We start from the raw sequence: 20,609 nt of genomic DNA on the forward strand, positions 1-20,609 counted from the left end.
ATCAGCGCTTGCGCAGCAGACGCAGGGCGTTGGCCGTCACCAGGGCGGTGGCACCGGTATCCGCCAGCACGGCAATCCACAGGCCCGTGATGCCGAGCAGACTGGTGACCAGGAAGATGGCCTTGAGTCCCAGCGCCAGCGCTATGTTCTGGTGGATGTTGGCCAGTGCTGCCCGCGACAGGCGGATCATGGCGGCGATGCCACCGAGCTGGTTGTGGGTCAGGGCGGCATCGGCCGTCTCCAGCGCCACGTCTGTGCCGCCACCCATGGCGATGCCAATGTTGGCCCGCTTCATGGCGGGGGCGTCGTTGATGCCATCCCCTATCATGGCGACCTTCTGGCTGGCGGCCAGCTTGGCGATCTCTTCCACCTTGTCTTCCGGCAGCAGGCTGGCGCGCCAGCCCATGCCGAGCTCGTTGGCAATCGCCTCGGCGGCGCGGGGGTTGTCACCGGTCAGCATAATGCTGCGCAGTCCCAGCCCCTTGAGCTCCGCCAGGGCCGCTGCCGCTTCGGGCCGGATCTGGTCCCGCAGGGCCAACAGGGCCGCCGGCGCTGCGCCCGGTTGGCCGAGCACGACCACCGTCTTGCCCTGCTGCTCAAGGGTGGCTATTTGTGCGTTGAGGGCATTGCTCAGCGAGTCAATCCGGCTCGGCGCCAGCAGTTGCCAGAGGGTGCCGTCGATGCGTCCCTCCACCCCCATGCCTGGCAGGGCGCGCAGATCCTGAGCCGCGGCCAGGGTCAGCCCCTGCTCACGGGCGGCGGCCACCACGGCGCGAGCCAGCGGGTGGTGGGAGCCTTGCTCTATGGCGGCGGCCAGTGCCAGCAGTTCGTCCTCCGGCTGGTCATTGAGGCTGACAAGTTCGGTCAGTTGCGGCTTGCCCAGGGTCAGGGTGCCTGTCTTGTCAAACGCGACTGTGTCTATATGGGCCAGCCGTTCCAACGCGGCGCCGCCCTTGATCAGGGCCCCCTGGCGGGTTGCCGCCGCCAGGGCGGAGGTGACAGCCGCCGGGGTTGAGATCACCAGGGCGCAGGGGCAGCCGATGAGCAGCAGCGCCAGTCCGCGATAGACCCACTCGTCCCAGCTCTGGCCAAAGGCCAGCGGTGGCACTATCACCACCAGCAGGGCAACCAGCATCATGGCCGGGGTATACCAGCGGCTGAAGCGGTCGATGAAGCGCTCTATGGGGGCACGCTGGGTCTCGGCCTCCTCGATCAGGTGCAGTATGCGGTCGATGGCGTTGTTGCCGGGCTCGGACACCACCTCGAGGCGCAACACCCGATCCGCCGCCAGACTACCGGCGGGCACCTTGTCGCCCTGGCGACGCTCCACCGGAATGGACTCACCGGTCAGGGCACTCTCGTCAAAGGCCCCAAGGGCGTCGAGTAAGCGGGCATCTGCCGGCAGGCGGGCGCCCGGGGCTATCTCTATGATGTCGCCGGGACGCAGCTGGTCGGCCGCCACCTCTTCCCGAACGTCACCGTCAACCCTGGTGCGGATACGCAGTGCCTTGTCGGGCACCAGCGCCATCAGGGCGGTGACGCCGGCGCGAGCACGGCCGGCGGCGTAGGCCTCCAGATGCTCCCCCAGCATGAACAGCAGCAGCACCATGGCCGCCTCGGCGGTTTCACCTAGGAAGAGGGCGCCCAGCGCCGCCACCGTCATCAGGGTCTCGATGGCGAAGGGGGAGCCGCTCCTGGTCAGGGCCCAGGCTTTGCGGGAGATGGGCCACAGGCCCCAGAGGGTGGCCAGGGTAAACAGCGGCTGGCCGAACTCTTTCGGCAGCAGGGCCGCCACCAGCATCAGGCCGGCCAGCGACAGGGGCTGCCAATACTTGGCGAGCATGGCCATCTGCGGGCTGCGGCGCCTGGCGTTGTCGTCCCCGGGCTGAGTTGCGCCCTTGAGCCGGAAACCCGCGGCCAGCACGGCGGCGGTGACGGGGTCGGGGGAGAGGCCGGGGGCGAGATCCACCACCAGCTTCTCGGTGGCAAACAGCACCCGGGCCTGCTGCACGCCCGCCACCCGGCTGACGGCGGTCTCTATCTTGCGGGCGCAGCTGGGGCAATCCATCCCCAGCACCTGCCAGCTGTGGCGGCGGCTGTCCTGCTCCGGCGCGACTAACGGCTCGGCGGTGTCGGTGGTTTGCTCATGGTGATCATGCTCATGATGGTCATGGTCATGGTCATGGTCATGGTCATGAGGCGGCTGCGGGCTGCAGCAGCCCTGGCTTTGACAACTTCCTCTGGGGGGCTCTTCATCCCCCGGTGATTCACTCACCCCCTGATCCTGATGATCATGGGGTGCCTTGCTGGCGCAGCAACTGACCTGTTCGACATTGTCACAGCAGTGGCTGTCGTGTTGATGTTCGACTTGGCTGGTGACGGCCTTGCCGGTGGCCGCTGTGTGTTGATGGCTGCAGCAGGATTTGCTCATGATGAGTCCCTCTTGGATGGATCCCGCCGGTGCGGAACCTTGGATAACTGAGCCGAGTGTAAACCTTGGTGTTAAGTCCAAGGTCAAGCCTCTTTATCTCCCTCTCTCGTTTGAGAGGGGCTGCCAGTTCGGTCCAGGAGCAAGTGCCGCTATATCCTTGTGATTGACGGGTGTTTGTCCTCGCCCGGCGCGCCTATACTGGGGGGCCCTATCCTCCCTCGATAATCAAGGACATAACATGAGCAATTCCGTTACCCTGCAAGGCAACCCCGTTTCCGTAGCCGGTCACTTCCCCGTTGCCGGTGAGCAGGCCAAGCCTTTCTCCCTGGTTGCCAAGGATCTGTCTGACGTGACCCTGGCGAGCTTCGCCGGTCAGCGCAAGATCCTGAACATATTCCCGAGCGTCGATACCCCGACTTGTGCCACCTCGGTGCGTAAATTCAACGAACAGGCCAGCGCGCTGGAGAACACAGTCGTGCTCTGCATCTCCGCCGATCTGCCGTTCGCCCAGTCCCGCTTCTGCGGCGCCGAAGGTCTGGACAAGGTGGTGACCCTCTCCACCCTGCGTGGTACTGCCTTCATGCAGGATTACGGTGTGGCCTTCTCCTCCGGTCCGCTGGTGGGCCTGACTGCCCGCGCCATCGTGGTGCTGGATGCAGACAACAAGGTGCTGCACAGCGAGATGGTCGCCGAAGTGGCCGATGAGCCGAACTACGCGGCCGCCCTGGCTGCCCTGTAAGCTTCCGAGCGCAAAAATCCCGCCACGGCATGCCTGTGGCGGGATTTTTTTATGGATGGAACCCGGTTATCAGGGGGTCTTTACAGGCTGGGTGGCGGGTAATGGCTCAGGGTGTGGCTGCCAGTGTTCGTAGGGTCTGTGCAGCTTGGAATATATTTCATTCAGTTTGCCCGATGCGGCTAGCTTGTCGATCGCCGTGCTGAGGAAGTGATCCATGTCATCACCCGCCACTCCCTTGGCAATGATGAACACATCTTCGAAATCGCCGAAGTGCTCCCGATGAATATTGGTCAACCCCAGCTGGCGCAGCATCAGGTCGGCTTCCTCCTGTGCCCAGATAAAGGCATCGATGCGACCGCGTGAGAGCTTGCGCAGGGACTGCTCTATGCTCATGGACCTTTGCAGTTGAATGGGCAGAAATCCCGGAGTGGCTTCGATCAGCAGATCCCGCTGGGTGGGCTCAATACCATAGGCCATGTCGGTGGTGACAGGATTCGCTGTGTTGCTGTAGATGACATGGGCTACCTTGCCAAAGCTGCGGGTGCTGAAGCGATAGGGCAGCATGTCTGCATCGTGCAGATTGCGAATGGCGGGCAGGCTGAAATCGGCCTTGCCGTTGATCACGCCCGCCATGGCGCGCGCAATGGGGTAGATGGTGATCTCGATAGTCATATCGGGGTAGAGCGCATCAATCCCATGGACCAGATCGACGAAGGGGCCTGTCTTGTCGGCGTTGATAAGGCCTGGCAATTCACCAAGGTGGGCCTTGATGACGCGGACCGGCTGGGCAGGGGGGCTGGAGGTGGTCGACGAGGTCTGGGAGAGACCTATGGTCGCGATACCGAGCAGGCCGAGCAGTAGCATGGGGATATGTCTGAGCATGGTCTGTCTGCCTTCGAGGTGAATAATACCATTGTAGACAGCCATGACCTGGCACAGTGCTCTTCCTCTTGCCGCTTGCGGATAGGGTTTTACTTCTTATGCCCCGCTAACTAGACTTCCCCTCCCACTTCTTTATCCGCGTATCCCATGACCTTTAGCGAACTCGATCTCCATCCCGCCTTGCTGGCTGCCTTGCCTGCCACCCTGCACACTCCGACTCGCATCCAGCAGCTTGCAATACCCCTGGTATTGGCGGGGCAGGATCTGCTGGCGCTGGCCCAGACCGGCAGCGGCAAGACGCTGGCGTTCGGGCTGCCGCTGCTGCAACGGCTGGATCCCGCCTCCAGCCTGGTGCAGGGACTGGTAGTGGTGCCGACCCGCGAGCTGGCGATGCAGGTGAGCGCTGCACTGCAAGGGATGGCTGACGCTCTGGGATTGCGGATCCTCACCCTGTGCGGTGGCGTGGCACAGGAGCGGCAACAGGCAGAGCTGGCACTGGGGCCGCAACTGCTGGTGGCGACACCGGGGCGACTGCGGGATCTGCTTACTCAGCAAGTGCTGGGGCTGGATGGCCTGCAACAGCTGGTGCTGGATGAGGCGGATCGCCTGCTGGAGATGGGCTTCTTGCCCGACATCCAGTGGCTGATGAATGAGATGCCCGCCGAGCGTCAGACCCTGCTGTTCTCCGCCACCCTGCCTGCCGAGCTGGATGCCCTTGCCCATGGCCTGCTGACAGAACCGACTCGCATCGAGGCCAATCCCCTCAACAGCCTGGTCAACGAGATCGAGGAGCGACTCTATCTGGTCAACAAGAGCAGCAAGGTGCCTGCGCTGATCAGCTTGCTCAAGGAGCAGGCCTGGCCGCAGGTGCTGGTGTTCATCAGTGCGCGGGACGATGCCGACGGCGTGGCCAGGAAGCTGGCCAGGGCGGGGATCCCGGTTGCCGCCCTGCATGGGGAGAAGGAACAGGCGGTGCGCGAGCAGGCGCTCGACGATTTCAAGGCTGGCAAGGTGCGGGTGCTGGTGGCCACCGACCTGATGGCGCGGGGCATACATGTGGAGGCATTGCCTGTGGTGATCAACCTGGACTTGCCCGCCAGCGCCCCCGTTTATGTTCACCGTATCGGCCGTACCGCCCGCGCCGGGTGCGAGGGGCTGGCCATCTCGCTGGTGTGTCACGGCGAGAGCGATATTCTGACTGCGATCCGCACCCTCACCGGCCGTGAGCTGCCGCTGGGGGAACTCGCCGGTTTCCCGGTGACCGATCTGCCCGCCAGCGGGGAGGGCAAGCGCCCACCTCGCGACAAGCAGGCGAACCGTCGCACCGCCAACAAGCGCAGCGTCAAGCAGTTCAAGGGCAAGGTCTAGTTCAAGGCTGAGTTGGACTGCCCGATTGGGCCGTATCAAAGGACGCCGGTTTCACTATGCTCCATGGGTTTAACCATGGAGGGATAGAAGATGACAAGCCTGTTAATGGGGCCCCTGCTGGGGCTCGAAGCTGAGACGCAGTACAGCATCTGTTTTCTGGCGGGGCCCGGCTGCAAGGGCGCCAGCATCAGGATCAACGGCACCTTGCTGCCTGCCAGCAAGCAGGCGGATACCCCCAGAGGGGGTTTGTGGCGGGCCAGCTGGACGGCAAGCCCGGCCGCCGAGGGTGCTGCTGTGGAGTACCGGATCCTGCTGGATGGGGAGCCCGCCCGGGATCTGGCCGGGGACGACCATTGGCAGTTTCATCTGCCGGGGCTGGCGGAGCCGGTGCGCATCGGTTACGCCTCTTGCAACGGTTTTTCCGACTTCAAGCTGCTCACCTCCACGCCTCAGCCCTATGTGATGTGGGGCAGGCTTGCTGCCGAACACGCCGCGCATCCCTTCTCGCTGTTGCTGATGGGGGGGGATCAGGTCTATGCCGACTCTCTCTGGACCACGGTTCCCAGCCTCAAAGCCTGGAACGAGCTGGACAGGACGGAGAAGGTCAAACGCAAGGCGACCCGCACCATGGAGGAGCAGCTCGATCGCTTCTATTGCGATCTCTACTGCAAGCAGTGGAGCCGGCCCGAGGTGGCCCGCCTGCTGGCCCGGGTGCCAAGCGCCATGATGTGGGATGACCACGACATCTTCGATGGCTGGGGCAGCTATCCCGAGGATCTGCAGGGCTGTGATGTTTATCGGGCCATCTATGCTGCCGCGTCCCGTTATTTCCGGCTGTTCCAGCTGCGCAGCAGCGCCAATGCCTCCCTGCTGGACCCGGTCAATTTGAATCACCACTCCTGGCTGCTGACGTTTCGGGGTTACCGGATCCTGGCGCTGGACAACAGAGCAACCCGCATCCAGGCCCAGGTGATGAGCCAGTCCCAGTGGGAGCAGGTCAACGGTGCGCTGGCCGCCTGCGACTCGGGCCACCTGCTGGTCATGGCGGGGGTGCCCGTGGTTTATCGGGACTTCTCCTTCACAGAGGCGGCGCTGGATGCCACCCCCTGGGAAGAGGAGCTGACCGACGATCTCAAGGATCACTGGCGGGCCAAGGCCCATCAGGGGGAGCGGGCCCGTCTCATCATGCGGCTGCTGGACAACGCCCGACTGCGGCGCCTGCAGGATCAGGGCAGCAAGACACTGATCCTCTCCGGCGACGTGCACGTGGGCTGCCTGGGCGTCATCCAGGACAAGCGGGAAGGGGTCACCAATGTGCACCAGCTGGTCTCCTCCGGCATAGTCCATCCCTGTCCCACCCAGTTTCAGTGGATGGGGATCCTCGCCATGACCAACGACAATCCCGAATACCTCGACGAGAACCGCTTGATACGCGCCGAGCTCATCAAGCCGTTCGGCGCCCCTGTCTACCTGCGCACCCGCAACTTCGCCACCCTGCTGATGGGCAGCGACAACAAGCTGTGGGCCAACTGGCATTGCGAGAACGGGCTGGCCGCCAGCTATCCGCTGGCCTGATGGTCGGACAAACGCAAAGGGCCCCGGCGGGCCCTTTTTCTTTTCCACGTCAGGCTCCCCGGGTCGTTTCATGCTCAGGGCTTGTCCTGTGCCTGGGCGAAGAAGTCGCGCCGAAACTGGCCGAGCACCTCCTCCCTGTGCTGCTGCCAGCGCTCGGGATCCATGCTCCCCTGACTGGCCGCCAGTTGCTGCTCCAGCTCGGCCAGCTGCTGCTGGTAGCGGCCGCGCTGATCCAGCTGCTGCTGGCGCACACCGGCAAACGCCACGCTGGCCTCGGCCCGGTCGGCAGGCAGGAAGTGGCGGGCCAATGTCTCCAGCTCCTCATCCCCCCACAACTGGCGCGCCTGCAAGAGGCGGGCATCCGGGTTGAACAGATCCGCTGCCAGATCCGGGTGATCCGCCGCCCACTCATCCTGCAGCCGGGTCAGGGCGGCCAGCCGTTCGGCCAGTGCCAGCTGTTCGCTGTCAGCGGCCAACTGATCCAGGGCCTGGGCGTAACGCCCCTGCAACCGTGTCAGGCTCTCCCCCTCACTCATCCACTGGGATTCCAGCGCGATCAGATTGACCAGCCGCTCGCTCAGCGGCTGGTCGGTGTCGCTGATCTCGCTGGCGAGCCGCTGGCTCAGCTCCGCAGGCATCTCTCGCCAGCCGGGGGGCGGCTTGGTGGACTGGCCCCCGCTGGCCGCCGGGGTGAGCCGGGGCATGAGGGCTGTCATCGGAGCTGCTGGCGTCTGCTGCGGCTGACTTCCCCCACGCTGATGAAACTCAGTGTTGGCTGGGGCCGACTCCGGCTCATTCTGCCAGCCGAGGTTGAGCAGCAAGAGCGAGAGGACTGCCAGGGCCAGGATCCCGTAGCGGCGCTTCATCGGCTGATCTCGCCCTTGACCGGGAAGTGATCGGAGAGGTTGCTGGCGGGCCAGAGGCTGCCATCGCTGCTGCGCGGGATCCAGACGCTGTTGAGGTTATGACTGGCTGTGCCGTACTCCCGGCTCACCACCAGATAGTCCAGATACTCGACGTTGGCACCTCCGGAGAGAGGGCCGCCTGCATAGGGGTTGATCCTGGGATCGAAGGTGGCTTCGGTATAGCCGCCATAGCCGGGTTCATGGGCGTCAAGGTTGGCCAGCATGCTGGCGTAGTCGTCGGCGAACTTGCGCTTGTTGACGTTGAAGTCGCCGCCATAGATGACGGTGTCACTGGCCGGGATCTTGAGGCTGGCGGCCAGGGTACGAATTTGGCCGAACTGGATCTGGCGCAGCCGTCTCGCCTCGTCGGTGTCGAAGCTGGCTGTGTGGGTGGCGAACAGATGCCAGGCCTTGCCCCCCTTGATCACCTCGGCGTACATGACCCCCTTGTCGGCGAAACAGTCGGTGCCGGTGCACTGGGGATAGACCAGCTGGGCCTCCCTCACTATGGGGTAGCGGCTGACGATCACCACGCCACCGTCGTGGATATTGACCCCCGGCTTGTCGAGCACCTTGGTCTGATAGGGGTACTCTTTGGCCAGCGCCTGCAGGAAGCCCTCGCGGCGGCCGTCGAACACCTCTTGCAGCAGCAGGGCGTCATAGCCCTTGAGGTAATCGGGCAGCAAGGTTAACCGTTCGCCAATGCTGGAGGCGATCACCGGCAGGGCCCAGACGTTGTAGCTGGCTACCTTGAGCTTGCTCTGTGAAGGCTCCGGTTGTTCCCGTGGTTGTGGCGGGGTCAGCATGTAGTGCAGATCGTCGTAACGGCCGGTGAATTTGGCGGCAAAGGCCAGCTCCTGCGGCCCCTGGGTACGATGCAGGGCGCGGTCGCTCTTCCACCCCGAGCTGGCGGTCGGGGTGTCGCCACCGTGCTGCAGGGTGGTGTTCCACCAGGTACCCTCCATCAACTGGTTGAGGCGATAGGTGTCGCCGCTGGCCGTGGTGACACGGGTTTCGAACAGATAGCTTTTGCCCGCCTTCACCCCCTCGTAGCGATTGAAGCTGAGCACCATGGCGCTCTCCCAGGGGCCCAGCTCCGTTCTGTGCTGGATCCATTGGCTGCCCGCCTGCAGCTGGCCGCTGCCGCTCTGGCTGATTGCCAGTTGCAGGGGTTCCGGGCCGTTGTTGGTGAGGTAGACATCGGTATCGGCCAGCGCCTGCAATGGAAACTGGCTGACCAGCAGCAGGGCGGCATAACTGAGGGGCTTGTGCATCATTAAGTCCTTTTGGTTGAGGCACGATGGAAAGTGACTGTTATGGCGGGCATAGAGGTCATTTCATTTACATTTTTGTTACAAATAAATGAAAGGCCCCATATGGGGAGAGGGGGTGGCATTGAGGGGAAGGCTGCGGGTCAGTGGCCGTTCAAGCGGAGGATCTAGATCAGGCTTGGCAATCAAGGGGGCGCGTACCGGTCGGCACGCACCCCGAGTGACGGGTCAGTGGCGGAACTGGTTGATCAGGCGGGAGAGGGCATGCAGCCGCTCCACCAACAGCGTGATGCCGTCCAGGGCCTGCCTGCTGTTGTCGGCTGTGTGGCTGGCCAGCTGGTGGATCTGGTGGATGCCGTGATCCAGGGTACTGGTGACATCCGCCTGCTGGCTGACGGCCTGGGCAATTTCGTCGCTGGTGTGGGTGACCTGGGTCAGCATGCGGTTGATCTGGTTGAGCACCTCGGCTGTGGTGCTCACGTGCTGCTGGCAACGCTCCGAGGTCTGGGCCCCCTGGGTCATGCCATCGGCCAGTTGGCGGGTGGTCTGCTGCAGCGCCTGGATCATCTCGTGGATCTCGCCGGTGGAGCTGCGGGTCTTCTGGGCCAGTGCCCGTATCTCGTCGGCCACAACTGCAAAACCACGCCCCTGCTCACCGGCCCGCGCCGCCTCTATGGCCGCATTGAGGGAGAGCAGATTGGTCTGATCGGCGATCTGGCTGATCACCGCCAGGATCCCGCTGATCTTCTGGCTGTCACCGGTCAGTTGCGCCAGCACCTGGTGGTTGGCATCAAGTTCTTCATGCAACTGATTGACCGATGATTGTGTGGTCGCCAGCGCCTGCAATCCCTCGGCCGATACCTGTTGTACCTCGCCCACCAGGGCGTTGGCCTGATGGGCGTTGCTCGCCACGTCACGGATCGACTGGCTCATTTGCGTGATGGCGGTGGCCAGCTGCTCGCTCTGGGTCCGCTGCTGTTGCAGGTGGGTGTCTATGGTCTGGATATTGCCCCTGTCATCCTCGGCGGCCTGCAGTATCTGCTGGTTGGTGTCGGCGCTGCGCCCCACCACCGCCTTGAGCTCGGCCCGCTTCATGCGCAGGGCCAGCTCGAGAGCCGCCAGTGTGTCCCGCCGTTTGGTGTAGAGCACCTGGCAGAGCGGGGTGCCCATCTCCTCGCCTGCCGTGGTAGCCAGCCGGTTGAGCCGCTGTTGCAGCCGCCAGCCGTGGATCATCTGGGCCAGCAGGGTCGTTGTGCCAATAACCCCCCACATGGGATGGCCAGTAACGAGGGCCGTCAGCAGGGCGAGCAGGGCCGTGCCGGAGAGGAGCAAGGTGAGCTGGCCCGGCTCCAGGGTGAACCGGCTGGGCCAGGGCAGCGCCTTGCCCGCCCGGATGCGGGCGTAGAGCTGCTCAGCCCAGGCGATGTCCTGTTCGCTCGGGCGGGTACGCACCGACTGGTACTCTATGATCTGCCGCTGGTCGTTGAGGATCGGTGTGACGTAGGCGTTGACCCAGTAGAAGCTGCCGCTCTTGGCGCGATTCTTTACCAGTCCCATCCAGCTCTTGCCCTGGCGCAGTCGCTGCCACATGTCGGCAAAGGCAGCCTTGGGCATGTCGGGATGACGTACCAGATTGTGGGGCACCCCTTCCATCTCGGCGGCGTTGTAACCGGCTACCTCGCAGAAGTGCTGGTTGGCATAGGTGATGTGGCTGGCGGGATCCGTGGTCGAGATCAGGGATAGGTGGTCGGGGAAGCGTATCTCCCCCTCCCGTTGGCTTGTGGTCATGTGAGCATCCTGAGTGAGTCAAGTAACTGATAATTTTGTTTTTATTTTTGTGATGGTTACCGGCTCATTCTATGGGGCGGAGATGACACTATCTTGGCTTGGGTCAATTAATCGACACTCTAGCCTGGTGAAATAGTGCAAATAGAAAGCCCGCAGGGTTCAGGTTGCTGTCATGGGGAAAAGGGGCGCCGGGTGGCAGGCAAGGGGGAATGTGATGGCGCCCCTACCGGGGCGCCTGGGATCAGCGGCTGGCCAGGGGGTAGGTAAAGAGGGCCAGATGTGCGAAGTTGAACAGGAAGTGGATGACGATGGCGACGCTCAGGCGGCCACTGAACTGGAACGCCAGGCCGTAGCAGGCGCCCGCCAGGGCGGCAAACAGCATCAGCAGCGGGCCGCCGGCCAGGTGGGCTGCGCCGAACAGCAGGCTGGCCATCAGGATGCCGAGCCAAAGCCGGCTGCGGGCGGCCACCCCTTGCTGGATGAAGCCGCGAAACAGCGCCTCTTCCGCCACGCAGGTGAACAACAGATTGTTGAGGGCAAACAGCCACCACCAGTGGGGCAGACCCGCTTCGGGCTTGAGCGCCCCCAGCTGCCAGGCGGTGATCAGCAGGGCCGCCAGCGGCAGCAGCAAGAGGGCCAGCGCTCGCCAGCGGATCGCACCGCCCTGGCCGAGCAAGGCGGGCCAGGCCAGCAGCAGGCCGAAGAAGACCAGCGGCTTGTCCAGATTGAGGTACATGTTGAAGGGCACGCTGGCGGGGCCTGCCTGTACCTGGTCCAGCACCTTCAGATTGTTGAAGCCGGGGATGAGGTGCAGCATCAGCGCTATGGCCCACAGCAGCACCAGCGTCAGCGCGGCGCCACGCCAGGGCTGGGGCAGGCTGGGGGTGCGCCAGGCCAGCAGCAGGCCCGCCAGCGTGATCAGCAGGGCGGAAGGGCTGAGGCGACCGAGGTATAGGGCGGCCAGCAGGGCGACCCCCAACAGGAGCAGGCCGGGCAGGCGTTGACGGACCAGACAGAGCAAGACGGCCAGCGCCAGTGCTCCCCAGATGAGCGAATCAGGTAGAGGTAACATTGAGTCTCCAAGGCCGATAAAAGTCCCGCACCTTAACAAGTCGTCACATCATGACACAAGCCTTAATAGGCTGGTCGGATCCCTGCAAGGGCGAGTCCGCTGCGGGGCGCAGCCATGAAAAAGCCGGAGCTGAGGCTCCGGCTTTTCTGAGACTGCATTGCCAGTACAGGTGCCTTTTAGCGACCAGATTCTGCGATGACACGGGCTATGATGTCGGCGCGCTTGGTGGCTTCCAGCTCGCCCAGGGCGATGAGGCCGGCCTTGAAGATGACGTTCTTCGGCAGGCTGACATCGTCCAGGGTGGTGATGGCTTCGACGTGCAGACCGTTCAGACGGCTGGCATCGCGCGGGCTCAGGTTGACCTGAGTGTTCATCACCTGCTTGCCTTTCTTCTTGGCAGGCACGGCTTGTTTGGTCTGGTCCTGCTCGTCTTCCGGCTGTTCTGGTTGTTCGCCGTCAAAATCGTAAATAGACATAGTCAATCCTGTTGGGTTGCAAGGGGCATGCTCGCCCTAAATGTGGGTATTCAGCCCATATCCTCATTGCGGATAAAGGCGCGCCAGGAGCCTAGCACCTGGGCAAAGTCTTCCAGCCCGCACATGGCCAGCTGCTCATCATCGTAGTAGGCGAGATCGTCGAGATCCTCATCCTGTTCGATATTGAGGACGTTGGCTTTCACCTCGGCTTCCTCATGGGTGAGCAGCAGTGAATAGTCACCGCCGTACAGCTGGTACTCTGTGCGGGTGCGATTGGACAGCTGGTCGATGATGGAGAAGAGCTCATCGAGCTTCTCCTCATCCTTGCCAACTTCATCGATCAACCACTGACCGATGGCCTCATGACCCATGGAGAACCGGGCGCGATAGCCACCGAACGGGTCGCGGCGAAATTCATAGTCCATAGCGGAGTCCATATCGGAAGGATGAGGCCACCACAAAGCGGACTGGCATAGCGTCAGATCCATGATCCATGGTGGGTCACACATAGCGTAAAGTGGCCTATTCTAGCGATCCCTCCCGCGCTTGTCTTGATGATGTGGGATCTTTGCACGTCGGCCCGTGTGATTGTGGGCCACCAGGCGTCATGCCAGCTTGTTGTCCGGAGATGTTATGCAGCTAAACGATACCCTGGCCCGTCAGATAGTGAGCAGGGCGATGAAGATACTGTCGTTCTCGGTCAACGTGATGGATGAACACGGTTTGATCATTGCCTCCGGCAATCCCGAGCGCCTCCATCAGCGCCACGAGGGGGCCGTACTGGCGCTGACCGAGAACCGGGTGGTGGAGATAAGCGAGGCGACCGCCCAGCAGCTCAAGGGGGTGCGCCCTGGCATCAACCTGCCCATCGCCTATCAGGGGGAATTGCTCGGGGTCATCGGTATCTCGGGCGATCCGGACATAGTGCGTGCTTACGCCGAGCTGGTGCGCATGACTGCCGAGCTCATTCTGGAGCAGGCGGCGCTCACCGAGCAGTTGCAGTGGGACAAGCGCCACAAAGAGGAGCTGGTACTGCAGCTCATCCGTGGTGAGGGGCGGATCGATCAACTGCAACAGGCAGCCCGTTTCCTCGAGCTGGATCTGGCCCAGCCTCGGGTGGTGGCGGTACTGGCGCTGGAGGAGGCGGATCCCGCCCGCTTGCGGGAGCTGGTGCATCTGCTGGAAAATCCGGAGCGGGACAATCTGGTGGCCATCAACGGCCTCGACGAGATAGTGGTGCTCAAACCGGCCCAGCTGAGCGACGGCGTCTGGCAATCGGAGCAGGAGCGCAGCCGCATCAAGCAGTTGCTGGCTCGCATTCCCCACTTCAAGGTACGAATAGGGGTGGGTGATTACTTCGGCGGCATAGATGGTCTGGCGCGCTCCTACCAGACGGCGCGGGATACTCTGCGCCGGGGCATGCGGCAGGCTCCGCGCAAGCAGGTCTACTTCTTCGAGGATTACCGGTTGCCGGTACTGCTCGGCAGTCTGGCGGACTCCTGGCAGGCGGATCAGTTGCGGGCGCCCCTGCTCAGGCTGGCGCAGGAGGACACAAAGGGAACGCTGCAAAAGACGCTGCGCCAATATTTCTTGCAGGATTGTGATCTGCATCCCTGTGCCGAGGCGCTCTTCATCCACCCCAATACACTGCGCTACCGGCTAACCCGGATCGAGCAGATAACCGGGTTGAATTTCAACAAGTTAGACGACAAGTTCCTGCTCTACCTCGGGCTCAATCTCGATAGCTGATTTGTTGTAATGAACAAAAAGACTCTCTTTAAAGAGGCTCTATTTGGCTTTTCAGACAACGCATTCCGATCCCGGATCACCATAATGGCCACCACTCACTCCCATTCAAGGTGCCCGTCATGATCCCTGTATCCGCGCTCGGCGCTCTCGCCGCGCTCTCCATCGCCATCTTCCTCATTCTGAAGAAGGTGCCGCCCGCCTACGGCATGATAGTCGGCGCCCTGGCGGGTGGCCTGATCGGCGGGGCCGATCTGACCCAGACCGTCGCCCTGATGATAGGTGGCGCCCAGGGGATCACCACCGCCGTGATGCGGATTCTGGCGGCCGGTGTGCTGGCGGGCGTGCTGATCGAATCGGGCGCCGCCACCACCATCGCCGAGACCATAGTCAAGAAGCTCGGCGAGACCCGCGCCCTGCTGGCGCTGGCGCTGGCCACCCTGATCCTGACTGCAGTCGGCGTCTTTGTGGACGTGGCCGTCATCACGGTCGCCCCCATAGCGCTGGCCATAGCGCGCCGTGCCGACCTCTCCAAGGCGGCCATTCTGCTGGCCATGATAGGGGGCGGCAAGGCGGGCAACGTCATGTCCCCCAACCCGAACGCCATCGCCGCGTCCGACGCCTTCCACCTGCCGCTCACCTCCGTCATGGCGGCCGGCATCATACCTGGCCTGTTCGGGCTGGTGATGGCCTACTGGCTGGCCAAGCGTCTGAACAACAAGGGCAGCAAGGTCGCCGCCGACGAGGTGGTGAGCTTCAGTGGCAGCAAGCTGCCCGGCTTTGGCGCCGCCATCAGTGCGCCCCTGGTTGCCATACTGCTGCTGGCCCTGCGCCCACTGGCCGGTATCGTCGTGGATCCGCTCATTGCTCTGCCCCTCGGCGGCCTGGTCGGGGCCCTTATGATGGGCAAGTTCAGCAAGGTGAACCAGTTTGCGGTCTCGGGCCTGGCCCGTATGGCGCCGGTGGCCATCATGCTGCTGGGTACTGGTACCCTGGCGGGCATCATTGCCAACTCGGGTCTGAAGGATGTGCTGATCAGCGGCCTGACCGCCTCAGGTCTGCCCTCCTACCTGCTGGCTCCCATCTCGGGCGCTTTGATGTCGCTGGCGACTGCCTCGACCACGGCCGGGACAGTGGTGGCTTCCAACGTGTTCAGCTCCACCCTGATTGAGCTCGGCATCAGCACTCTGGCGGGGGCCGCCATGATCCATGCCGGTGCTACCGTGTTTGACCACATGCCCCACGGCTCCTTCTTCCATGCCACTGGTGGCAGCGTCCACATGGGCGTGGGGGAGCGCCTCAAGCTTATCCCTTATGAAACAGCCGTCGGTCTGACCATAGCAGCCGTCTCCACCCTGATGTTTGGCGTGTTTGGTCTCGCCTGAGGAACTGATATGAAAATTGTTATCGCACCGGATTCATTCAAGGAGAGCCTGAGCGCCATGGCGGTGGCTGATGCCATCGAGGCGGGTTTCAAGCAGGTGTTGCCAGAGGCCACCTACATCAAACTACCCATGGCCGATGGCGGCGAGGGCACAGTACAATCCCTAGTGGATGCCACCGGGGGTCGCATACTGCCGTTTTATGTGACAGCGCCGCTCGGCAACCAGGTGCAGGGCTTCGTCGGCCTGCTGGGGGATGGCGAGCGCGCCGTCATCGAGATGGCGGCGGCCTCCGGCCTGCACCTTGTCCCCCCCGAGCTGCGCAATCCGCTGCACACCTCCAGCTTCGGTACCGGTGAGCTGATCCTGGCGGCCCTCGACATGGGGGTGAAGCACCTGATCCTCGGCATCGGCGGCAGTGCCACCAACGATGGCGGTGCCGGCATGATCCAGGCGCTCGGCGGCAAGCTGCTCAAACGCGATGGCACTCCCATAGCGCCGGGCGGCGTCGGGCTGGCGGATCTGGCCACCATAGATCTGAGCGGGCTCGATTCGCGCCTCGCCAAGATCACCATAGAGGTGGCCTGTGACGTGGACAATCCGCTGTGCGGCCCGACAGGTGCCTCCGCCGTGTTTGGCCCGCAAAAAGGGGCCAACGCCGATATGGTGACCCAGCTGGATGCCAACCTCTCCCGCTACGCCGACTGCATCGAGCAGGCCCTTGGCAAACAGGTGAGGGAAATCCCGGGGGCGGGCGCCGCCGGTGGCATGGGGGCGGCCTTGGTGGGCCTGCTCGGTGCCGAGCTCAAGCCCGGCATCCAGATCGTCATAGCGGCGTTGAAACTGGCCGAGGCTGTGGCCGATGCGGATCTCGTCATCACGGGGGAGGGGCGTATCGACAGCCAGACAATTTACGGCAAAACGCCAATCGGTGTCGCACGCTGTGCCAAGCAGTTTGGCAAGCCGGTGATAGGTATTTCAGGGTGTCTCACCGACGACTACGGTGTGGTGCATGAGCACGGGCTGGATGCGGTGTTCGCCGTGGTCAACCGCGCCATGTCCCTGCCGGAGGCATTGGCGACAGCCACCACCAACCTGCAGCTCACGGCCCGCAACGTGGCCGCGCTCTATATGCTGCGATGCTGATCCTCTTTTGGCCGGTGCCGGGCACCGGCTTTACCCTGCCCCGTGTCGCGGTGATGACCTGTCTTTGTTGCAGATCTGGCCGCAATACCTTGCCGATCTCCCGATCGGCTTTTTTCATTATCTTGCTGTATCTCCATCGCTTTTCTACGGTTTCTATATTTTGGCTGACCACTTTGCGGCATAGTGATCCCCCATAGTACAAGGAGCCACCCATGATCTTGCTGACCCTGGGGGTACTGCTGTTTACCCTTATCCATCTCTATCCCTGCTTCGCTGCGGCCCATCGAACCCGCCTGCGCGACCGGTTGGGGGAGAACCGTTACAAGGGACTCTTCTCGCTGCTGGTGTTCGTCGCTTTCGGCTTGATTCTGGCTGGCTGGCGTTCGTCCAGCCCCATGCCACTCTATTTTCCGCCCGCCTGGGGCCCGGCTCTGGTGATGGGCGTGATGCCAGTCGCGCTCATTCTTTTCTTCTCGGGCCAGGGGCCCAACCACTTACGGCGCTGGCTGGTTCATCCCCAGCTGCTTGGTACCCTGCTCTGGGCTGGCGCCCATCTTGCGGTCAACAGCGAGGCCCGCTCCTTGGTGCTGTTCGGCGGTATCGGTCTGTGGGCCCTGGTCAGCATCATCTGGATTTCGGTGCGGGACTGGCAGTGTCATCCCCGCCCCGCAGCGAACTGGGTTGGGACTGGTATCAGCGTGGGAGCTGGACTTGCGGTCACGGCTGTCTTGATCTTCTGGGGTCATGGCTGGCTGACCGGCATACCCTTGCGCTAAATGATGGGGATGAACCGGCTGCGCCACCTGTGCGTATGACGCTCATCTGTTCAAAAGGAGTTGCCCGATGAAATGGTTCACTTTGTTATTGCTGCTTGGTGTCGGGACGGCCTCTGCTGCCTGCCCTGATTATTTCAATATGGAGCAACGGGAGCTCAACAGCACCCAGCGCCACAACCTCTGCCAGCTGACCGAAGGCAAGGTGGTACTGGTGGTAAATACGGCGTCTTATTGCGGTTATCGCGGCCAGTTTGGGGATCTGGAGACGCTTTACCAGACCTATAAGGACAAGGGGCTGATAGTGCTGGGCTTTCCGTCCAACGACTTCTGGCAGGAGTCGGGGGATGAGGACAAAACCGCCGCTGTTTGCCGCCGTGACTACGGGGTGACCTTCCCCATGTTCAACCGGCTGGCGGTACGGGGTGACGATGCTAGCCCTCTCTACAAGGGGTTGGCCGCGGCCGCGGGCGAGGCGCCGGGCTGGAACTTTCACAAGTACCTGATAGGGCGCGATGGCAAGCTGATAGCAAGCTATGGTGCGAACCAGAATCCGGCCGACGATCCCCTGCAAAAAGAGGTCAAACGGGCGCTTGGGCTTTAGGTCTACCCCGCTGCGGGCTGCTCTGGAATAATGGAGGCCCGCTTTCCTGTCTGGTAACTCTGTGCTGCAACGTCTGCCCCAAATGGTGATCTTCGATGCCCTTGTCCGTGAACAGGGCATCTCGGCGGCCGCACGGCGGCTCGGCGTCTCCAAATCCCACATCAGCAAACAGCTGGCCCAGCTTGAGGCCGAACTCGGTGCCCAGCTGGTGCAGCGCACCACTCGCCGCTTTTCCCTAACCGAACTCGGCCAGGAGTATGCCCGTCACTGCCGCGCTTTGGTGGCGGTGGCGCTGGAGGCGGACTCCATGGTGGCGGAGCGCCGTGGCAAGGTGAGTGGCGTGCTTCATCTTGGGGTGGGCCAGTCGTTTGGCCGGCTGCACGTGATCCCGCGCCTCAAGGCGTTTCAGGATCGCTACCCCGAGCTGGAGCTGGAAGTCTCCCTGTTCGATCACAGAACCAACCTGGTGGATGAGGGGCTGGATCTCTGGATCACCACCTATGAAGACAAGCCCGAAGCGCTGGTGGGGCAGCGGCTGGCGGATATCCACTTCGTGCTGGTGGCCTCGCCTGACTATCTGCTGAGCCACGACATACCCTTGCACCCAAAAGATCTGGCCCAGCACAACTGCATCACCTACCAGAGCCGGGAGAGGCGCTACCACGAGTGGTCGTTTCGCCAGGGCAAGGAGCGCCAGACGGTGCAGGTGGCCGGCAACTACCGGGTGGATCTGGCGGAGGCGGTGCGCGATGCCGCCCTGGCCGGGCTCGGCATCGCCTATGTCGCCAACTACTTGCTGGACAAGGAGTTGCAGTCCGGTCAACTGATCCCACTGCTGCCCCAGTGGCGGCCTAACCAGAAGATGGCGGTGCACGCCGTCTACGCCAGGCGCGAACATCTGGATCCCAAGATCCGTCTCTTCATCGATTTTCTCAAGGAGAGCTTCGGCCCCAATCCCTATTGGGAGCAGCGACTTGCCCCCTGGCTCGGCGGCAAATTGTCCGGTACAGAGGAATAATCGTTTCCATATAAGAACACTGGCTTTCGCATGATACCAAAATTGAACCAAATCAGCGGGTTGGCGCAACCGATATCGTGCAAACGTTTTTGCTAACAGGGCTGTAACCAGGCGGGCTTGCAGTGGAGGGGCGGGGAGAGCAGAATCCGCGCCCATCTTTTGCCCCCCTTGATGGAGTCCCTATGATTGCCCTGCTCGGCATACTGAGTATCCTGGCCCTGGCCGTACTCTGCTCTGATAATCGTCGTCGTATCCCGTTGCGAACAGTGGGTCTCGCCCTCTGCCTGCAAGTCCTCTTTGCCGGTCTGGTGCTCTGGCTGCCTGCCGGTCAGCACGTGCTGAACGGGGTCAGCGAGAGCGTCAGCAGCGTGATCGGTTACGGTCAGGAGGGGATCGCCTTCCTGTTCGGGGATCTGGCCAAGTTCAAGCTGGGCTTCATCTTTGCGTTCAACGTGCTGCCGGTCATCATCTTCTTCTCTGCGGTGATCGCGATCCTCTATCACATAGGCCTGATGCCGCGGGTCATCGCCCTGCTGGGCGGCGGTCTGCAGAAGCTGCTGGGTACCGGCCGTGCCGAGAGCCTCTCCGCCACCGCCAACATCTTCGTCGGCATGGTGGAAGCGCCGCTGGTGGTCAAGCCCTACCTCTCCAAGATGTCCGACTCCCAGTTCTTCGCCGTGATGAGCTGCGGTCTCGCCTCCGTGGCTGGCGGCACCCTGGTGGGCTACGCCAGTATCGGGGTTGAGCTCAAGTACCTGATAGCGGCTGCCTTCATGTCGGCACCTGCCGGTCTGGCCATGGCCAAGATCCTGGTGCCGCCTGCGGCCGAAGACGTTGACCACTGTCAGGATGTGGAGATCCCCCGTGCGACCAATGTGATCGAAGCGGCGGCCGATGGCGCCATGGCAGGCCTCAACATAGCGGTCGCGGTCGGCGCGACTCTGCTGGCTTTCGTCGGGGTGATCGCCATGCTCAACGGCCTGCTCGGCTGGGCCGGTGATCTGGTGGGACTGGAGCTGAGCTTCCAGATCATACTGGGCTGGCTGTTCGCCCCCGTCTCCTGGCTGATCGGCGTGCCCTGGGATCAGGCCCAGGCGGCTGGCGCCCTGATCGGGACCAAGATAGTCATCAACGAATTCGTCGCTTTCATCGCCCTGGTGCAGGATCAGACCCTGAACGAATCGAGCAAGGCCATCGTCACCTTCGCCCTGTGCGGTTTCGCCAACATCTCCTCCATGGCGATCCTCATCGGTGGCCTGGGCGCCATGGTGCCGGAGCGCAAGTCCTTCATCGCCCGTTACGGCATGCGCGCCATACTGGCGGGTGTGCTAGCGAACCTGATGAGCGCCTCGCTGGCGGGGCTGTTCCTCGCCCTCTGATTGACCTCGAAGCTGGCACCTTCCGGTCAGAGCCCGCTTCGGCGGGCTTTTTTG

General features: G+C 62.9%; 18 protein-coding genes. 10 read left to right on the forward strand and 8 right to left on the reverse strand.

All coding sequences use genetic code 11. The annotated features are described in order from the left end of the window. Position 1 precedes the first annotated feature (1 nt). Positions 2–2,431, reverse strand: coding sequence for a zinc/cadmium/mercury/lead-transporting ATPase (locus tag OKC28_RS00900; RefSeq protein WP_270686730.1), 2,430 nt, complete (start codon positions 2,429–2,431; stop codon positions 2–4). Positions 2,432–2,669: 238 nt separating this feature from the next. On the opposite strand from OKC28_RS00900, the gene tpx reads away from it, so the two are divergent. Then, complete coding sequence (gene tpx, locus OKC28_RS00905; RefSeq protein WP_059111756.1) at positions 2,670–3,170, forward strand: thiol peroxidase; 501 nt, start codon at positions 2,670–2,672, stop codon at positions 3,168–3,170. 69 nt (positions 3,171–3,239) lie between these two features. On the opposite strand, the gene OKC28_RS00910 is transcribed toward tpx, so the two are convergent. Then, positions 3,240–4,052, reverse strand: coding sequence for a transporter substrate-binding domain-containing protein (locus OKC28_RS00910; RefSeq protein ID WP_270686733.1), 813 nt, complete (start codon positions 4,050–4,052; stop codon positions 3,240–3,242). 147 nt (positions 4,053–4,199) lie between these two features. Between OKC28_RS00910 and OKC28_RS00915 the strand changes: the two genes are divergently transcribed. Together OKC28_RS00915 and OKC28_RS00920 are read left to right on the forward strand one after the other, a co-directional pair. Beyond that, positions 4,200–5,420: a DEAD/DEAH box helicase gene (locus OKC28_RS00915; RefSeq protein ID WP_270686735.1), complete on the forward strand. Its 1,221-nt coding sequence runs from the start codon at positions 4,200–4,202 to the stop codon at positions 5,418–5,420. Positions 5,421–5,510: 90 nt separating this feature from the next. After that, positions 5,511–6,995: an alkaline phosphatase D family protein gene (locus OKC28_RS00920; protein WP_270686737.1), complete on the forward strand. Its 1,485-nt coding sequence runs from the start codon at positions 5,511–5,513 to the stop codon at positions 6,993–6,995. 74 nt (positions 6,996–7,069) lie between these two features. On the opposite strand, the gene OKC28_RS00925 is transcribed toward OKC28_RS00920, so the two are convergent. The 6 genes from OKC28_RS00925 to OKC28_RS00950 all read right to left on the reverse strand — a co-directional run bounded on the left by OKC28_RS00925 (position 7,070) and on the right by OKC28_RS00950 (position 12,932). After that, a complete protein-coding gene (locus OKC28_RS00925; protein ID WP_270686740.1) occupies positions 7,070–7,861 on the reverse strand; it encodes a hypothetical protein in 792 nt (263 codons plus the stop codon). Beyond that, on the reverse strand, positions 7,858–9,174 hold the full coding sequence (locus OKC28_RS00930; RefSeq protein WP_270686934.1) for a sphingomyelin phosphodiesterase: 1,317 nt from the start codon (positions 9,172–9,174) through the stop codon (positions 7,858–7,860). The genes OKC28_RS00925 and OKC28_RS00930 overlap by 4 nt, the downstream gene beginning before the upstream one ends. A 225-nt stretch (positions 9,175–9,399) precedes the next feature. Further along, positions 9,400–10,959 carry a methyl-accepting chemotaxis protein gene (locus OKC28_RS00935; RefSeq protein WP_270686742.1) on the reverse strand — a complete coding sequence of 520 codons (1,560 nt, stop codon included), beginning with the start codon at positions 10,957–10,959 and terminating at the stop codon, positions 9,400–9,402. A gap of 241 nt (positions 10,960–11,200) precedes the next feature. Beyond that, a complete protein-coding gene (locus OKC28_RS00940) occupies positions 11,201–12,031 on the reverse strand; it encodes a CPBP family intramembrane glutamic endopeptidase (RefSeq protein WP_270686744.1) in 831 nt (276 codons plus the stop codon). A 176-nt stretch (positions 12,032–12,207) separates the two neighbouring features. Then, positions 12,208–12,507 (reverse strand): hypothetical protein, encoded by a 300-nt coding sequence (locus tag OKC28_RS00945; RefSeq protein ID WP_005313598.1) that lies wholly within the window; start codon positions 12,505–12,507, stop codon positions 12,208–12,210. Positions 12,508–12,557: 50 nt separating this feature from the next. Further along, positions 12,558–12,932: a YacL family protein gene (locus OKC28_RS00950; RefSeq protein ID WP_270686747.1), complete on the reverse strand. Its 375-nt coding sequence runs from the start codon at positions 12,930–12,932 to the stop codon at positions 12,558–12,560. A 208-nt stretch (positions 12,933–13,140) separates the two neighbouring features. On the opposite strand from OKC28_RS00950, the gene OKC28_RS00955 reads away from it, so the two are divergent. The 7 genes from OKC28_RS00955 (at position 13,141) to OKC28_RS00985 (ending at position 20,555) form a co-directional block, all read left to right on the forward strand. After that, complete coding sequence (locus tag OKC28_RS00955) at positions 13,141–14,256, forward strand: sugar diacid recognition domain-containing protein (RefSeq protein ID WP_270686749.1); 1,116 nt, start codon at positions 13,141–13,143, stop codon at positions 14,254–14,256. A 119-nt stretch (positions 14,257–14,375) separates the two neighbouring features. Beyond that, positions 14,376–15,638, forward strand: a complete 1,263-nt coding sequence (locus OKC28_RS00960) for a GntP family permease (RefSeq protein ID WP_270686751.1) — start codon at positions 14,376–14,378, stop codon at positions 15,636–15,638. 9 nt (positions 15,639–15,647) lie between these two features. Then, positions 15,648–16,781, forward strand: coding sequence for a glycerate kinase (locus OKC28_RS00965; RefSeq protein ID WP_270686753.1), 1,134 nt, complete (start codon positions 15,648–15,650; stop codon positions 16,779–16,781). A 212-nt stretch (positions 16,782–16,993) separates the two neighbouring features. Next, complete coding sequence (locus tag OKC28_RS00970) at positions 16,994–17,557, forward strand: NnrU family protein (RefSeq protein ID WP_059111747.1); 564 nt, start codon at positions 16,994–16,996, stop codon at positions 17,555–17,557. Between the two features lie 67 nt (positions 17,558–17,624). Next, complete coding sequence (locus OKC28_RS00975) at positions 17,625–18,158, forward strand: glutathione peroxidase (protein WP_021138831.1); 534 nt, start codon at positions 17,625–17,627, stop codon at positions 18,156–18,158. An 82-nt stretch (positions 18,159–18,240) separates the two neighbouring features. Beyond that, positions 18,241–19,176, forward strand: coding sequence for a LysR family transcriptional regulator (locus OKC28_RS00980; protein ID WP_270686936.1), 936 nt, complete (start codon positions 18,241–18,243; stop codon positions 19,174–19,176). Between the two features lie 182 nt (positions 19,177–19,358). Further along, a complete protein-coding gene (locus OKC28_RS00985; protein WP_059111745.1) occupies positions 19,359–20,555 on the forward strand; it encodes a NupC/NupG family nucleoside CNT transporter in 1,197 nt (398 codons plus the stop codon). The last annotated feature ends 54 nt before the right edge of the window (positions 20,556–20,609 follow it).

Source organism: Aeromonas sp. D3 (genome assembly GCF_027705025.1).
Classification (GTDB): Bacteria; Pseudomonadota; Gammaproteobacteria; order Enterobacterales; family Aeromonadaceae; genus Aeromonas; species Aeromonas salmonicida.

Coding starts and splice junctions, on each gene's coding strand:
- OKC28_RS00900 (WP_270686730.1), bottom strand. CDS start 2,431: ATGAGCAAATCCTGCTGCAGCCATCAACACACAGCGGCCACCGGCAAG.
- tpx (WP_059111756.1), top strand. CDS start 2,670: ATGAGCAATTCCGTTACCCTGCAAGGCAACCCCGTTTCCGTAGCCGGT.
- OKC28_RS00910 (WP_270686733.1), bottom strand. CDS start 4,052: ATGCTCAGACATATCCCCATGCTACTGCTCGGCCTGCTCGGTATCGCG.
- OKC28_RS00915 (WP_270686735.1), top strand. CDS start 4,200: ATGACCTTTAGCGAACTCGATCTCCATCCCGCCTTGCTGGCTGCCTTG.
- OKC28_RS00920 (WP_270686737.1), top strand. CDS start 5,511: ATGACAAGCCTGTTAATGGGGCCCCTGCTGGGGCTCGAAGCTGAGACG.
- OKC28_RS00925 (WP_270686740.1), bottom strand. CDS start 7,861: ATGAAGCGCCGCTACGGGATCCTGGCCCTGGCAGTCCTCTCGCTCTTG.
- OKC28_RS00930 (WP_270686934.1), bottom strand. CDS start 9,174: ATGCACAAGCCCCTCAGTTATGCCGCCCTGCTGCTGGTCAGCCAGTTT.
- OKC28_RS00935 (WP_270686742.1), bottom strand. CDS start 10,959: ATGACCACAAGCCAACGGGAGGGGGAGATACGCTTCCCCGACCACCTA.
- OKC28_RS00940 (WP_270686744.1), bottom strand. CDS start 12,031: ATGTTACCTCTACCTGATTCGCTCATCTGGGGAGCACTGGCGCTGGCC.
- OKC28_RS00945 (WP_005313598.1), bottom strand. CDS start 12,507: ATGTCTATTTACGATTTTGACGGCGAACAACCAGAACAGCCGGAAGAC.
- OKC28_RS00950 (WP_270686747.1), bottom strand. CDS start 12,932: ATGGACTATGAATTTCGCCGCGACCCGTTCGGTGGCTATCGCGCCCGG.
- OKC28_RS00955 (WP_270686749.1), top strand. CDS start 13,141: ATGCAGCTAAACGATACCCTGGCCCGTCAGATAGTGAGCAGGGCGATG.
- OKC28_RS00960 (WP_270686751.1), top strand. CDS start 14,376: ATGATCCCTGTATCCGCGCTCGGCGCTCTCGCCGCGCTCTCCATCGCC.
- OKC28_RS00965 (WP_270686753.1), top strand. CDS start 15,648: ATGAAAATTGTTATCGCACCGGATTCATTCAAGGAGAGCCTGAGCGCC.
- OKC28_RS00970 (WP_059111747.1), top strand. CDS start 16,994: ATGATCTTGCTGACCCTGGGGGTACTGCTGTTTACCCTTATCCATCTC.
- OKC28_RS00975 (WP_021138831.1), top strand. CDS start 17,625: ATGAAATGGTTCACTTTGTTATTGCTGCTTGGTGTCGGGACGGCCTCT.
- OKC28_RS00980 (WP_270686936.1), top strand. CDS start 18,241: ATGGTGATCTTCGATGCCCTTGTCCGTGAACAGGGCATCTCGGCGGCC.
- OKC28_RS00985 (WP_059111745.1), top strand. CDS start 19,359: ATGATTGCCCTGCTCGGCATACTGAGTATCCTGGCCCTGGCCGTACTC.